11 protein-coding genes and 1 tRNA gene are annotated in these 13,889 nt (G+C 74.2%); 6 read left to right on the top strand and 6 right to left on the bottom strand.

The window, feature by feature from the left end; translation table 11 throughout:
• Nucleotides 1-188: 188 nt before the first annotated feature.
• The gene (locus ACIOHG_RS31645; protein ID WP_400955729.1) at nt 189-1,745 is read right to left on the bottom strand and encodes an LCP family protein; all 1,557 of its coding nucleotides are present in this window, start codon (nt 1,743-1,745) and stop codon (nt 189-191) included.
• Between the two features lie 469 nt (nt 1,746-2,214).
• Here ACIOHG_RS31645 and ACIOHG_RS31640 point away from each other — a divergent pair, with 469 nt between their 5' ends.
• Nucleotides 2,215-5,091, top strand: a complete 2,877-nt coding sequence (locus tag ACIOHG_RS31640; protein WP_400955727.1) for a BTAD domain-containing putative transcriptional regulator — start codon at nt 2,215-2,217, stop codon at nt 5,089-5,091.
• Nucleotides 5,092-5,262: 171 nt separating this feature from the next.
• Entirely contained in the window at nt 5,263-6,516 is a 1,254-nt protein-coding gene (locus tag ACIOHG_RS31635) for a cytochrome P450 (RefSeq protein ID WP_400955726.1), read from the top strand.
• A 41-nt stretch (nt 6,517-6,557) separates the two neighbouring features.
• Here ACIOHG_RS31635 and ACIOHG_RS31630 read toward each other — a convergent pair.
• Nucleotides 6,558-6,630, bottom strand: a tRNA-Lys gene (locus tag ACIOHG_RS31630).
• A gap of 121 nt (nt 6,631-6,751) precedes the next feature.
• Complete coding sequence (locus ACIOHG_RS31625) at nt 6,752-7,423, bottom strand: DNA polymerase beta superfamily protein (RefSeq protein WP_400955724.1); 672 nt, start codon at nt 7,421-7,423, stop codon at nt 6,752-6,754.
• Between the two features lie 246 nt (nt 7,424-7,669).
• On the opposite strand from ACIOHG_RS31625, the gene ACIOHG_RS31620 reads away from it, so the two are divergent.
• Nucleotides 7,670-8,857, top strand: coding sequence for a DNA glycosylase AlkZ-like family protein (locus tag ACIOHG_RS31620; protein ID WP_400955722.1), 1,188 nt, complete (start codon nt 7,670-7,672; stop codon nt 8,855-8,857).
• Nucleotides 8,858-8,873: 16 nt separating this feature from the next.
• On the opposite strand, the gene ACIOHG_RS31615 is transcribed toward ACIOHG_RS31620, so the two are convergent.
• On the bottom strand, nt 8,874-9,521 hold the full coding sequence (locus ACIOHG_RS31615) for a transglutaminase family protein (protein WP_400955720.1): 648 nt from the start codon (nt 9,519-9,521) through the stop codon (nt 8,874-8,876).
• 137 nt (nt 9,522-9,658) lie between these two features.
• Between ACIOHG_RS31615 and ACIOHG_RS31610 the strand changes: the two genes are divergently transcribed.
• Nucleotides 9,659-10,411: an SDR family oxidoreductase gene (locus ACIOHG_RS31610; RefSeq protein ID WP_400955718.1), complete on the top strand. Its 753-nt coding sequence runs from the start codon at nt 9,659-9,661 to the stop codon at nt 10,409-10,411.
• 156 nt (nt 10,412-10,567) lie between these two features.
• Nucleotides 10,568-11,275 (top strand): tyrosine-protein phosphatase, encoded by a 708-nt coding sequence (locus ACIOHG_RS31605; RefSeq protein ID WP_400955717.1) that lies wholly within the window; start codon nt 10,568-10,570, stop codon nt 11,273-11,275.
• On the opposite strand, the gene ACIOHG_RS31600 is transcribed toward ACIOHG_RS31605, so the two are convergent.
• On the bottom strand, nt 11,221-12,411 hold the full coding sequence (locus ACIOHG_RS31600; protein WP_400955715.1) for a low temperature requirement protein A: 1,191 nt from the start codon (nt 12,409-12,411) through the stop codon (nt 11,221-11,223). The genes ACIOHG_RS31605 and ACIOHG_RS31600 overlap by 55 nt on opposite strands.
• 198 nt (nt 12,412-12,609) lie before the next feature.
• Here ACIOHG_RS31600 and ACIOHG_RS31595 point away from each other — a divergent pair, with 198 nt between their 5' ends.
• Nucleotides 12,610-12,909 carry a hypothetical protein gene (locus ACIOHG_RS31595; protein ID WP_400955713.1) on the top strand — a complete coding sequence of 100 codons (300 nt, stop codon included), beginning with the start codon at nt 12,610-12,612 and terminating at the stop codon, nt 12,907-12,909.
• Nucleotides 12,910-12,972: 63 nt separating this feature from the next.
• Here the strand turns inward: ACIOHG_RS31595 and ACIOHG_RS31590 are convergent, their stop codons facing one another.
• The gene (locus tag ACIOHG_RS31590) at nt 12,973-13,785 is read right to left on the bottom strand and encodes a TIGR02452 family protein (RefSeq protein WP_400955711.1); all 813 of its coding nucleotides are present in this window, start codon (nt 13,783-13,785) and stop codon (nt 12,973-12,975) included.
• Between the last annotated feature and the right edge of the window lie 104 nt (nt 13,786-13,889).

Raw genomic sequence — 13,889 nt, 5'->3', positions numbered from 1 at the left:
GCCGGACAGCGGCAGGATGACGGAGCTTCAGCAGCTGGGGCGGCTGGTCGGCGGGCGGTACCGGCTGGTCCGGGCACTCGGGGCCGGCGGGTTCTTCGAGCGGTCGTACGCCTGCACCGGCGCCACCCCGCCGAAACGCCCCGCCAACCCTCTCCCCCGCCCCCTATTCCCACTGCCCCTTCACACGCTCACGGCGCGGAGTCCGGCACGTTCTTCGCCTTGTCGTACGCCTGCACCGGCGTCATCCCGCCGTAGCCGGGCAGCTTGACGGTGTACTGGTGGCTGACGGGGGTGCAGCCGCCCGCGCTGTCGGCGGTGGTGGCGTCGGCGCCCTTGAGCGCGGCGGACGGGTCGATGCTCTGCGGGGCGCTCGGCACGCCGCCGCTCGCGGCCGGGAAGGTGGTGCCGGACGGCCAGTCCGCGCCGATCACCAGCTCGATCGTGCTGCCGCTGCCGGCCTGCACGGCGCTCGCGGGCAGACCGAGCGCGGCGGCCACCTGCTTGGCGGCGGCCTCCTGCCCGGCGGGGTGGTGGACGACGGTCTTCTCGGCGGAGGTGTTCTTCCCGACGGCGGTGCCCTTGGCGAAACCGGCCTGCCGCAGTGCCTCGGAGACGTCTCCGGCCCGGTTGTCCTTGCCGCTGCCGTTGCGGACCAGCACGCTGATGCCGCTCCGGTCGGGCCCGGCCGGGGCCTGCGGCGCCTGGCTCTGCGGGGCCTGGCTCGGCGCGGCGGGCGTGCTCGCAGCCGGGGCGGGGTCGCCGGCCGACCCCTGGCTGAGCGGCTGGTCGTTCTTGACGCTGGCGAACAGCTTGTCCGCGCCGGGGCCGATGACCACCCGGTCCTCGTCCGTCGGGTCGGGCAGGGTCTGCATGGTGGTGAAGGTGATCCGGTCGGACGGCACCTTGTTGAGGTCGTTGGCGAGCCCGATCAGCCGGGTGACGCCGTCCAGCCCGGGGTCGACGGTCAGCGCCTTGGTGGCGGCGTCGGCGAGCCCGAGCACCTTGCCCGGGTCGGTGAGCGTCCCGGCGCTCTTCAGCTGGCGGATCATCGAGCCGAGGAAGGCGTGCTGGGCCGAGGAGCGGCCGCGGTCGCCGCCGTCCCCGAAGCCGTGCCGGGTCCGGACGAACTGCAGCGCCGCCATGCCCTTCAGGGTGTGCTCGCCCTTGCTCAGCTTGAGGTGCGAGTAGGGGTCGTAGACGTTGTCGCTGACGCAGACCGGGACGCCGCCCACCGCGTCCGACATCTTGATCACGCCGGAGAAGTCGACCTTCACGAAGTGGTCGATCGGGATGTCGGTGAGCTGGTGCACCGCCGCGACGGTGCAGCCCGGGCCGTACTGCAGGGTGGCGTTGATCTGGCCCCGGTGCTTCTTCGAGGAGGTGTTGTTCTCCTTGTCGATGCAGCCCGGCAGGTCGGTCATCAGGTCGCGCGGGATGCTCAGCACCGTCGCGTTGCTGCGGTCCGCGGAGACGTGCAGCAGCAGCTCGACGTCCGCGTTCGCGCCGGGCCCGCAGTCGCCGCCGATCGCGCAGTCCTCCGGGTTGTCCCGCGAGTCGGAGCCGATCACCAGGATGTTGATGGGGGTGCGGCCGAACGCGTCCGGCACCTCGTGACCCGCGTCGCCGCTCTCACCCGCGAACAGCGCGGACGACTTGATGTTGCCGTTGTACCGGTAGTACAGGTAGCCGCCGGTGCCGACCGTCAGCACCAGCAGCCCGGCCGTGCCGTACGCCAGCACCTTCACCCAGCGCCGGCTCCGCCGCCGGGCCCGCTTCGCCTCCGCCCGGCTGGCGGCCCGCCCACCGGCTCCCCGCTCACCGGCTCCCCGCCCATCGGCTCCCCGCCCATCGGCTGCCCGCCCGCCGGACGCCCGCTCGCCGCCGGCCCGACGCGGCCGGGGTATGCCGGCCTCGGCACCGCTCTCCGCCTCGGTCCCGTTCCCGTTCGTGGTCCGGTTCTGTATCACGTCGCACCCCCCGTCGGCCCGGTCCTTCCGAGCTGGTCTCGCAGATATAGATGCAGAAGTGGCCGCAGGTGTTGCACGAGACTTCGCACACACGCCCGACAAGGCCGCAGCCTCGCCCGGACTCCTCCGCGCAGCAGTCCGTCGAGGTACGAACGAACCATGCGGTCGGATGATAGGCCGATAGCATCGTCGCACGCGTACCGACTGGGGAGTCGGCGGGGGAACGTGTGCCGGGAGAGGCGGAGACATGCGTTTCGGACTACTGGGAAGCCTGACCGTCCACGACGGCGTCCGTGATCTTCCGGTCCGCGGCCCGCTGGCCCGTACCCTGCTGGCCGTCCTGCTGCTGAACGCCGACCGCCCCGTCCCCCTGGACCAGCTGATCGACGCCCTGTGGGGCGAACACGCCCCCGCCACCGCCGAAGCCTCGCTGCGCAACCTGGTCTCCCGCCTGCGCCGCACCCTCGACGACCAGCACGGACAGTGCCTGCGCGCCACCCCCGCCGGCTACCAACTCACCCTCACTGCCGACGAGTTGGACACCCGCCTCTTCGACGCCGCGATCCACCGCGCCCGCACCGCCCACGAACGGCACGACCACGCCACCGTCCGCACCGAGACCACCACCGCCCTCGACCTCTGGCGCGGCGAACCCCTCGCCGACCTGCCGGAGCTGGCCGACCGCACCCCCCGGTGCGCCCAGTGGCGCGAACACCGCCTCCATGCCCTCGAATGGCGCCACGACGCCGAACTGCACCTCGGCAACCCCCAGGCACTGATCCCCGGGCTCACCGCCCTGACCGCCGAACACCCCCTGCGCGAGACCTTCCACCTCCAGCTGATCCGCGCCCTCGCCGCCACCGGCCGCCACGCCCAGGCCCTGACCGCCTACCAGCACCTGCGCACCACCCTGCGCGAAGAACTCGGCACCGAACCCGGCCCGGCCGCCCGGGAACTGCACCGCCAACTCCTCGCCGGAACAACCCACTCCCGCCCCGCCCCCTCCCAACTCCCGCCCACCCCGGCGCACTTCGTCGGCCGCGAAACCCAACTCGCCCACCTGCTCGACGCCCTGACCACCCCCACCGACCGACCCGCCGTCGCCGTCCTCCACGGCATGGCCGGCATCGGCAAATCCGCCCTCGCCGTCCACACCGCCCACCACCTGCGCGACGCCTTCCCCGACGGACAGCTCTTCCTCAACCTGCACGGCGCCACCCCCGGCCGCACCCCCCTCACCCCGCTCGCCGCCCTCACCACCCTGCTGCGCACCCTCGGCACCGACCCCGCCACCGTCCCCGACGACCCCGACGCCGCCTCCACCCTCCTGCGCAGCACCCTCACCGGCACCCGCACCCTGCTCGTCCTCGACGACGCCGCCGACACCGCCCAGCTCCGCCCCCTGCTGCCCGCCACCCCCGGCTGCGCCGTCCTGGCCACCAGCCGCAACCCGCTCCCCGCCCTCGACGCCACCCACCGCCTGCGCCTGGACCCCCTCACCGAACGCGAGAGCATCACCCTGGTCGAACGCGCCGCCGGCCGCGCCACCGCCGACCGCACCCTCCTCTCCCTCGAACAGAACGACCTCACCCGCCTCGTCCACCTCTGCGGCCGCCTCCCGCTCGCCCTCCGCATCGCCGCCGCCCGCCTCGCCACCCACCGCACCCTCCCCGTCCGCCACCTCGCCGACCGCCTCACCCACCCCCACGACCGCCTCGACGAACTCGAACTCGACGACCTGAGCATCCGCCAGTCCCTCGCCCTCACCCACCACGCACTGCGCGACTCCCCCCGCCCCACCGACCGCCGCGCCGCCGACACCCTCCTCGCCATCGGCGCCCTCGACCTCCCCAGCTACTCCGCACCCCAACTCGCCGGCATCCTCCACCTCACCCCCGCCCAAACCGCCACCGCCCTCGAACGCCTCACCGAAGCCGCCCTCCTCGACGAGATCCGACCCCACCACTACGCACCCCACGACCTCGTCCGCGACTACGCCCGCGAACTCCCCGACCCCGAACAGCGCCACCACCTCACCCGCACCGCCCTCCACTGGTACGCGGACCTGACCGTCGACATCACGTTCGCCCTCAACCCCTCGTCGATCGCCCTGCGCCAACTCCCCCCTCCGAAGTCCGACACCGCGCTGGACCGGGAAGAAGCGCTGGCCCTCGGCGACGCCGAGTTCGAGAACGTCCTGGCCCTGGCCGAACGAATGGCCGACGAACCGGACGCCACAGCGGTCCTCTCCCTCGCGGCCAGGGCCCTGACCAACTACTTCCGGCCCCGGCGACGCGTCCAGGAGACCTTCAGGCTCAACACCCTCGTCCTGGGCTCGGCCAGGAGGGACAACGACCTGACCGCCGAGGGCTACGCGCTCAGCGACCTGGCCGGCACGCGGTTCGACCTCGGCCGGAACGCCGAGGCCCTCGAACTGATCGAATCGGCCCTGACCGTCTGGCAGCGGCTGGGCAACCAGCGGCTCACGCTGGACGCCACCAGCAAACAGGGCCTGCTCCTGTCGAATCTGGGCCGCTTCACGGAGGCACGAGCCGTTCTGGAGCAGACCGCACGGACCGCCCGAACGCTCGGGGACTTCTCGACCGCAGCCGCGTCCTTCAGCGCCCTCGGCAACATGGTGGAGTCCACCGACCCCTGGCAGGCCATCGCCTACCACCGGTCAAGCATCGAAGAAGGCCTCAAGGCCGGATGGCCCCAAGCCCGGACAACCGGGCTGAGCAACATCGGCCAGGCGTACAACAGGATCGGCGACCATGCCGAAGCACTGCGGTACTTCGAGCAGACGCTCTCCCTCCCCCTCTCCACCCTGGCCTGGGACGCCAGGCTCGAAGCCACCAAGGGAACGGTCAAAGCCCTGCTCGGCCTGGGCCGGCCGGAGGAGGCGTTCACCACCTGCCAGGAACTCCTGGCCGAGATCTCCGTGACGCACGACGACTACGCCCTCGGACTGGTCGAGCACGTCCAGGGCCTGGTCCTCCGCGCCCTCGGCCGCCCCGCCGAGGCCGCCCGCGCCTGGCACTCGGCCCTGCGCCACCTGTCCGGCTCCGACCGGGACGAAGTCGCCGAGATCCACGAACTCCTCGCCACCACCCGGAGCGCCTGACCCGTCCCCGTCCGGCGTGAGCGCGCCCCCGCACCCCTGCTCCGCGCCGGACGCCCCCTGAACGCCACCGACGCCCCGTGCACCACCGTTCCGGGACCGGACCGCGACGGCCACCATGGGGAGGTCCGGCGGGACGCGCCCCGTGCCGCCCGTGCCCGTGAACGGAGCTTCATGGAGCTGTCGCTCGCCCGCCCCGCCCTGCGGGTCCACTCCGCCGACGGCGATCTGCACCTGCAGGCCGAACGGCTCCGCGCGGTCGGCCCGCTGGTCCCGGTCGAACTGCCCGGCGGCCTGCCGGCCTGGGTGGTGACCTCGGACCGGCTCGGGCGCTCGATCCTCACCGACCGGCGCTTCGTGAAGGACGTCGAGACCTGGCACGCCTGGCAGCGCGGCGAGGTTCCGCCCGACTGGCCGCTGCGCACCGTGGTGCACACCCCGCGCAGCATGATCACCGTCGACGGGGCCGAACACCGCCGCCTGCGCGGCCCGTTGGCCCGCGCCCTCACCCCGGTCCGGGTCGCAGGGCTGAAGGACGCGGTCGCCGCGATCGTCGCCCGCCGCCTGGACGGCCTCGCCGAGGCCGCCCGTACCGCCCCGGACGGCACGGTCGACTTCCGCACCGCGTACGCCTTCCCGATCCCGATGGACGTCCTCGGGATCCTGCTCGACCTCCCGGAGGACTGGCACGGGACGCTGCGCACCCTGTTCGAGGACTTCTTCAGCGAGGCGGCGACCCCGGAGCGCACGTACGCGGCGGTGCTGGGGATCGGCTCGCTGATGGCCGACCTGATCGCCCTGCGCCGCGCCGAACCCGGGGACGACCTGGTCAGCGCCCTGCTCGCGGCGGCCGTCGACGAGCCCTACACCCAGGAGGAGTTGATCGGCACCCTCCAGGTGCTGGTCGCGGCCGGCCACGAGACCACCGTCCACGTCCTGGTCAACGGCCTGCGCGCGCTGCTCGCCCACCCCGAGCAGCGCCGGCTGCTCGCCGAACGACCCGACCTGTGGCCGAACGCCGTCGAGGAACTCCTGCGCTGGGACGGGCCGGTGGCCACCTTCTTCGCCCGCTACGCCACCGAGGACGCCCGGATCGGCGCCGCCGACGTCCGCCGCGGCGACCCCGTCCTGGTCAACTACCTGGCGATGGGCCGCGACCCGAACCGCTACGGCCCGGACGCCGCCGCCTTCGACGTCACCCGCGAACCCCGGGGCGGCCACACCAGCTTCGGCCACGGCCCCCACATGTGCCTCGGCGCCCCGCTCGCCCGCCTGGAGGCCCGCCTCGCCCTCCCCGCCCTGCTGACCCGCTTCCCCGCCATCCACCTCGCCGTCCCCGACCAGGCACTCGGACGCTTCCCCTCCCTCATGCTCAACGGCCGCACCACCGTCCCGGTCCGTCTGACCGCCACCCCCGCACAGGCATGAAGAAAGCCCAGGCCGGACCATCTCCGACCTGGGCTCCACGGTGGGCCGCCAGGGGTTCGAACCCTGAACCTACGGATTAAAAGTCCGCAGCTCTGCCAATTGAGCTAGCGGCCCGGTGGCAGGCGTGCACCCCGTGGGGACAGCGCCTGCCGGGGTGATCCTACCTGGTGACCGGCGGGGGATGGCCAGTGGATTGCCGGGCGGGTCGCGGGGCCCCGGCGCTCCCGACGGAGGGTCAGGCGGTGGGGAGGTGGGCGGTGCGGACGCGGCGCAGCCACGCCTCGGCCGGACGTTCGTCGGGTGCCGCGGGCAGGACGCCCGGCCGGTCGAAGCGGGCCTCGGCGTCGGCGAGCAGGGCCGCGGCCTCCTCCGGACGGTCGGCGTAGCGCTCACCGAGGGCGCGGACCCGCTCCGGGTCCGGGAGGCGGATCTCGATCCGGCCGGTCTCGTGCAGGGTGACGCCCTGGTGGACGAGCCGGACCAGGTGCCGGGCGTGCTTGGCGGCGCGGGCCCGGCCGGAGTCGTCGGTGCGGTCGCGGGCGGCGAGCTTGCGGAACTGCTGGCCGGCGTAGCCGAGGTAGGAGTTGCGGGCGGCCGGGGCGGACAGGAAGGACTGCCGCAGGCCGATCAGTTCCTCGCCGAGCGGCGTCCTGGTCTCGTACAACTCCTCGGGCAGCCAGACCAGTTCGGTCGCGGTCGGGTTACCGCCGAGGGCGAGCCGGCACCACTTGGCGGCCTCGTGCAGGGTCCGGTCCGGGGCGGTGGTGACGTGCGACTCGGCGGGCCGGTGCAGGCCGTGGAAGGCGACGGTGGGCGCGGCGAACAGGCCGAGCCGGTCGAGGTCGGACCCGGCGTGCGCCAGGCCGTACGCGGTGGAGCCGACGATGCCGGAGAGCAGGACGTGCACGGGCGGTCGCCTCCTCGGCGGACAGCGGGCCAACGACGGAACGGACGGGCGGCGGAACGGGCCGACGGCAGAACGGACGTACGGCGGAACGGACGGACGGCGGAACGGACGGACGGCGGTCGCCGCACCGCAGTCTCCCGCCGAGTACCCCGCACGCGCGAACGATTTCCGCCCGGACGGCAGAACCGGGTGCGCGCACCGTGTCGGGAACCGGGCGCGACCGTCCCGGGTACCGATACTGGGCACATGGCGAACGAGGGGACTCCGACGGCGAAGCTCCGGGCCTGGTGGGCGCACCGGCAGTGGCTGGACGGCGGGCAGCACCGGGGCGCGTCGGCGGCCGAGGTGCTGGCGGCGACCGGTTGGGCGCGCTCGGTCGGCGGGGCGGCGCCCTACCTGGGACTGTTCGCCCGGGCGGGGCTGCGCCGGGCGGAGGTGGACGCGGCGCTGGCGGCCCTGGAGGTGCAGGAGCTGCCCGCGGCCCGCGGCTGCACCTACCTGCTGCCGACCGCGGACTTCGCGCTGGGCCTGGCGGCGGGCGCGGGCGTGCCGGAGGCGGAGATCGCCGCGGCGGTCCGCCACCTCGGGGTGACCCGGGACGAGATCGAGCAGCTCTGCCTGCGGATCTCCGAACTGCTGTCCCCCACCGAGCCGTTGGCGCCCGCGCAGCTGCGCTCCGAGGCCGGTCCGGCGATCCGGTCGCTGGGCGAGGCGGGGCGGCGGCGCGGGGTGTCGACGACGCTGCCGCTGGCCCTGGGGCTGCTGCAGGCGCGCGGCCTGGTCCGCCGGGTGCCGGTGGACGGCCGGCTGGACCGGCAGCGCTACGGGTACGTCCGCTGGGACCGGCCGGTGCACGGCGAGGCGGCAGAGCTGGCCCGGCGCTACTTCTCCTGGGCGGCACCCGCCTCGGTCCGGCACTTCCGCTGGTTCTCCGGGTTCACCGCAGCCACCGCGAAGGCGGCGCTGGCCCCGCTGCACCTGGTCCCGCTGCCCGGCACCGACCTGCTGCTGCCGCCCGAACTCGTCGAGGAGTTCGAGGAGTTCACCGTCCCGGAGGAGCCCGAGTACGCGCTGGTCGCGGCCCTCGACGGCCTGCACCTGCTGCACCGCGACCTGCCCCGGCTGCTGGACGCGGCGGACGCGGCCCGCCCCGTCCCGGGCTCCCGGACCGGGCGGAGCTTCGGCAGCGAGGCCGACCCGTCGACCCACCTGGTGGTGGACCGGGGCCGGATCGTCGGGTTGTGGGAGTACGACCCCGAACAGCGGGAGCTGGTGCACCGGTTGTTCGTGCCGATGGACGGCGCGCTGCGGTCCGCGATCGACGCGGTCGAGGCGTTCGTCCGCGAGGACCTGGGCGACGCCCGCGGCTTCGGCCTGGACTCGCCGAAGAGCCGGGCCCCGCGGATCGCCGCCCTCCGCTCTGCCCGCGCTTGATCAACTCACCGCGAAATCAAGAGAGTTCGAGGGGGAGGTAGTCGAACCCGGCCGCCCCGGGCACAGCCCGCCGCAGGCCGTCCAGCAGGACGGGTGGTACCTCGGCGTGCACCGTGCCGTAGTGGTGCTCGCCGCGCCCGGGGTCGCTCGGCCAGGCGGTGCGCTCCTCGGCGGGGGTGGTGGCGAAGTGTCCGTCGGCCCCGTTCCGGTTGCCCCGGGCGTCCAGCCGGACCCACCACGAACTGCCGGGCAGCAGAAAGCCGTTGAGTCCGTGCAGCACCTCCAGCCGCTGGTAGCAGAACCCGGCGGGGATGCCGTTGGCGCGGAGCAGCGCGGTCAGCAGGTGGGCGTTGCCGTGGCAGATCGCGTTGCGGGCCGCGAGCACGTCGGAGGCCCGGTAGGCGGCCGACCAGTACCCGACGTCGGCGGAGTGGTCGATCCGGTCCCGGACGAAGCGGAAGGCCGCCTCGGCGGTGGCCACCGGGTCGGGACCCCGCAGCGCGGCGGCCTGTTCGACGATCGCGGGGTGCCGGTGGTCCACCACCTCGTCGGCCGCCAGGTAGGCGGCGAGCTCAACCCGGTCGGCCCGCAGCGGACCGTTCGGCGAAACAGCGGGGCCAGCAGGGCGAGCATGGCCGGCGGACTGCGGGTCGGAAGGTTCCATGCCCGCGATGCTGCAACCCCGACTCCCGCCCGGGCAAAGGCATTTCACGGGCCAGAACGCCACCGGGGAACAGCACCACCGCCATCGACTACCGTCGGTCGCAGATCGAGCATCGGACGAACGGGAAGGACGGCGCCATGGCACGGAACGAGGTGCTGGTGGTCACCGGCGGCGGGCGCGGCATCGGCGCGGCCACCGCGCTGCTGGCGGCCGAACGGGGCTACCGGGTGTGCGTCAACTACCGGTCCGACGAGGCCGCGGCGGCCGGCGTGGTGGAACGCGTCCGGGCGGCGGGCGGCACCGCCGTGGCGGTCCGCGCGGACGTCACCACCACCGCCGAGGTGGAGCGGCTGTTCGAGACCGCGGAGGCCGAACTGGGGCCGCTGACCGCGCTGGTGAACAACGCGGGCACGCTGGAGAAGCAGTCCCGGCTGGACGAACTGGACGAGGACCGGCTGAACCGGATCTGGACCACCAACATCACCGGCCCGTTCCTGTGCGCGGCGGCGGCGGTGCGCCGGATGTCGACCCGGTACGGCGGCGGGGGCGGGGCAATCGTCAACGTCGGCTCGGCGGCGTCCCGGCTGGGCTCGCCGAGCGAGTACGTGGACTACGCGGCGTCCAAGGGTGCGCTGGACTCGATGACGACCGGTCTGGCGCTGGAGGTCGCGGGCGAGGGCATCCGGGTCAACGCGGTCCGGCCGGGCCTGATCCACACCGGCATCCACGCGCTCGGCGGCGAGCCGGGCCGGGTCGACCGGATCGGCCCGAACCTCCCACTGGGACGCGGCGGGCAGCCGGAGGAGATCGCCGAGGCGATCCTGTACCTGCTCTCCCCGGCCGCCTCCTACATCACCGGCGCCTTCCTGGACGCCGCCGGCGGCCGCTGACCCACCACCGCCGACCCGCCACCGCCGACCCGCCACCACCGGCCACCGCCACCGGCCACCGGCCACCGAACGCCCGCGTGAACATCGCGGATCGCGCGATACCGGTTCGGTCAACGCCCCGGCGCGGCGTCCGTCCCCGCCCCTACCGTGGGCGGCATGACCGAGACCGAGACCGACATCGCCGCTTCGCCGTTCCTCCACCTCCCGGACCTGCCCAACCTCCGTGACGCGGGGGCCGGGGTCTACCGCCCGGGCCTGCTGTTCCGCTCGGCGAGCCTGAACCGGCTCACCCCGGAGGGGGTGGCCCGGTTCGCGGAGCTCGGCGTCCGCACCGTCATCGACCTGCGCAGCCTCGTCGAGGTCGAGAACTGGCCGGACCCGGAGCTCGGCCCGGACGTCCGCTACGTGCACCTGCCGATGCTGCCCGACCCGGCCACCACCGACCGGGCCTGGCCCGAGGACCAGGCCGCACTGTACCCGTTCATGGCCGAGACCGGCGGGATGGCGATCGTCGCGGCCGTCCGCGCACTGTCGGCCGGCTCACCGGTACTGGTGCACTGCGCGGTCGGCAAGGACCGCACCGGCCTGACCGTCGCCGTCCTGCAGACCCTGGCGGGCCTGACCGAGGCCGAGGTGGTGGCGGACTTCCTGCGCTCGAACGTCGGCCTCGGCCTGGACAAGGGCCCGGTGCCCTACTACGACGAGGCGGGCGTGGAACGGCTCTCCCGCCCGGTGGACGAGCTGCACCTGCGCTCGGCGCTCGCCCGCATCCACGACCTGCACGGCTCGCTCGACGCCTACCTGCTCAATCACGGCGCGACCGAGGCGGAGCTGGCCGCACTGCGCGCCCTCGGCCCGTCCTGACCGTCCTCACCGCCCCCTGCCGCCGCCCCGGACCGCTCCTCGGCCGCGAAGGTCAGGCCCAGCACGGCCGCGGTGGCCGCGATCTGGGCCAGCGCGGAGCTCCCGGTGCCGAGCCGGGACGCCGCCAGGACCAGGACGGCGGCCGGCAGCCGCAGCGTGCGCGGGCCGAGCGCCAGGGCGCGGCGGATGCCCGCGTTGGCGAGCAGGAACAGCGCGACGCCGCCGGCCAGGGCGAGCGACTCGGGCAGGTGCAGCGGCTCCAGGGGGTGCGCGGTCGCGGTCTTGGCCCCGGTGGCGAACAGGATCACCGCCAGCAGCAGGGCGTAGTGCCCGAGGTTGTAGACCTTGATCGCCAGCAGGTTGCGCCCGGCGTCGTCGAGCCGGGCCATCGCGTGCACCGCCCGCTCCTCGTCGTCCGCGCCGAAGTAGGCCCACCACAGGCCGACGCAGACGGCGAGGGTGAGCAGCGCGGTGCCGATCAGCGCCGGGGTGAGCGCCGAGTCGCCGATGCCGATGCCGGTGGCGATCACGCTCTCCCCGAACGCGATGATCACGATCAGCCCGTGGCGCTCCACGAAGTGGTCGGCGCGGAGCTGGAAGCGCGGTAGGTCGACCAGGTACGGGATGGCCAGCTGAAGGACGAACGCGCCCGTCCAGAGCGCCAGTTCGGGGCCACCGCCGAGGCGGCCGCCGCTGATCACCAGGGCCGAGCCGATCAGGTTCAACCCGCCCATCCGGGCCACCGCGCCGAGCCGCACCCCGGCGGTGGCGAACATCCCGGTGTGCACGGCGACGGCCACCAGGTACGCCCAGCCGAACACCTCGCCGCCGCCGTCGAAGGCCCGCGGCACGCTCAGCGCGACGACCAGGAAGCAGCCCATCCCGAGCAGCATCAGGCCGCGCCGGGGGTGGGTGCTGGGCGGCACCGCGTTGGCGACCCAGATGTAGGCGTCGTACATCCACCAGATCACCGCCAGCATCACCAGCACCCGGGCCAGCCCACCGGGCGTGAGGTGGTGCGCCAGGCTTGCGGTGAGCTGGGTGACCACGAAGACGAAGACCAGGTCGAAGAAGAGTTCCAGCGGGCTCGCCCGCAGCTCGCTGTCCCCCGGTTGCGCAAGCTGTTGGTACGTCACGGCGACGAGTATCCCAGCGGCCGTCCCCACCCGGCGTGCGGATCGTTGACAGCGTTACGGTGAACTCCCGTCCACCGCCCGGTCGTACCGCGGCCCAGCCGTCCCACCGTCCCTGCCCCACCGTCCTACCGCCGCTGCCCGCTGCCGCCCCGCCGTCGAGAAGTCCACAGGTCGAGAAGTCGAGAAGGAGCCCGTCCCATGGCCCGATTCCCCGTCACCGCCGCCGTCGCCGCCACCGGCCTGATCGGCGGCTACGCCACCGCCCGGTACTCCGGTCGGCGCGAGCTCGGCGGCGCGGTGCTGGCCGCCGCCGGCACGGCCGCCGCGGTCCGCTGGGGGCGCCGCGCGGGCGCGCCCGCGGCGGCCGGCCTGACCACGCTGTACCTGGCCGCGTTCGGCGGCTCGCACCCGCTGGCGAAGAAGATCGGCGCCTGGCCGGCCGTGCTCACCGTGACGACCGTGGTGGCCGCCGCCTCCGCGCTGACCACCGGCGACTGACGGAGCGTCACCGAACAGTCAGCCGCTGAACGGTCGGCCACCGAGCGGTCGGCCACCGAAGGGTCAGCTGCCGAACCGGGCGTCGAAGGCCGCCCGGTTCGCCGACGGCACGCTGCGGTCCCACACCGCGAACACCACCCGGTCGAAGGCGGCGCCCCACTCGTCCAGGGCCTGCCCGAACGCCGCGGCCACCTCGGCGGGGTCGTTGCGGAAGACTCCGCAGCCCCAGGCGCCCAGCACCAGTTCGCGCGCGCCGTGCCGGGCGGCGACGGCCAGCACCCGGCGGGCCCGCTCGGCCAGCACCGGGCCGAGGTCGAGCGCGGTGCCGGGCGAGCGGAGCGCCAGCTGGCCCGCGTTGGGCGCCGGCGAGGTCAGGAAGCCGACCCGGCGGGTGCGCGCCAGCAGCTCGCCGTGCTCGTCCCGGATCACCGGCACGGCGGGCGACCAGATCACCCGGTGGCTGTAGCGCAGGTCGGCGGAGGCGCGGTGCGCCTCGTAGTAGTCGGGGGCCTCCAGCAGGCAGCGGTACAGCAGTGCGCTGCGGCAGACGTCCTCCTCCTGGGCCTTGGCGCCGCGCAGGTAGCCGCCGCCGGGGTTGCGCGCGGAGGCGAAGTTCAGCACCGCGACGCCCGTCCCGCCCTCGGCCAGCAGCCGGGCAGCGGCCTGCATGCTGCCCTCGCCCGTCACCTCGGCCGCCGCCGCCAGCGGGCCCGGCCCGGCCCCGAACTCGGCCTCTGGCGGGTAGGAGACCGTCCCCGCCCGGGCCTCGGCCAGTTCCTCGGCGATCCGCACCACCGCCCCGTGCCGGGTCCGGTACTCGCCCAGGTCGGCGATCTGCTCGTTCTCGGTGGCGATGTTCCGCTGCCTACTGCTCATGGCTCCGCACGCTAGGTTCTGTCCGTGCGATCATGAGCGGAGCCAGATGGCCAGGGCGGCGGCCGTGACGGTGCCGAGGAAGACGTACACGCGCTTGTCGTACC

It is taken from the genome of Kitasatospora sp. NPDC088134 (genome assembly GCF_044741705.1).
In the GTDB taxonomy this organism is placed as follows: Bacteria; Actinomycetota; Actinomycetes; order Streptomycetales; family Streptomycetaceae; genus Kitasatospora.
Note: the sequence above shows the minus strand (reverse complement) of the source record. Positions and strands in the feature narration are given on the sequence as shown.

Bases quoted from the DNA above. Each gene is read 5' to 3' on its own strand.
- ACIOHG_RS31590 (WP_400955711.1), bottom strand. From the start codon at position 13,785: ATGAGCAGTAGGCAGCGGAACATCGCCACCGAGAACGAGCAGATCGCC.
- ACIOHG_RS31640 (WP_400955727.1), top strand. From the start codon at position 2,215: ATGCGTTTCGGACTACTGGGAAGCCTGACCGTCCACGACGGCGTCCGT.
- ACIOHG_RS31595 (WP_400955713.1), top strand. From the start codon at position 12,610: ATGGCCCGATTCCCCGTCACCGCCGCCGTCGCCGCCACCGGCCTGATC.
- ACIOHG_RS31610 (WP_400955718.1), top strand. From the start codon at position 9,659: ATGGCACGGAACGAGGTGCTGGTGGTCACCGGCGGCGGGCGCGGCATC.
- ACIOHG_RS31605 (WP_400955717.1), top strand. From the start codon at position 10,568: ATGACCGAGACCGAGACCGACATCGCCGCTTCGCCGTTCCTCCACCTC.
- ACIOHG_RS31615 (WP_400955720.1), bottom strand. From the start codon at position 9,521: ATGGAACCTTCCGACCCGCAGTCCGCCGGCCATGCTCGCCCTGCTGGC.
- ACIOHG_RS31635 (WP_400955726.1), top strand. From the start codon at position 5,263: ATGGAGCTGTCGCTCGCCCGCCCCGCCCTGCGGGTCCACTCCGCCGAC.
- ACIOHG_RS31620 (WP_400955722.1), top strand. From the start codon at position 7,670: ATGGCGAACGAGGGGACTCCGACGGCGAAGCTCCGGGCCTGGTGGGCG.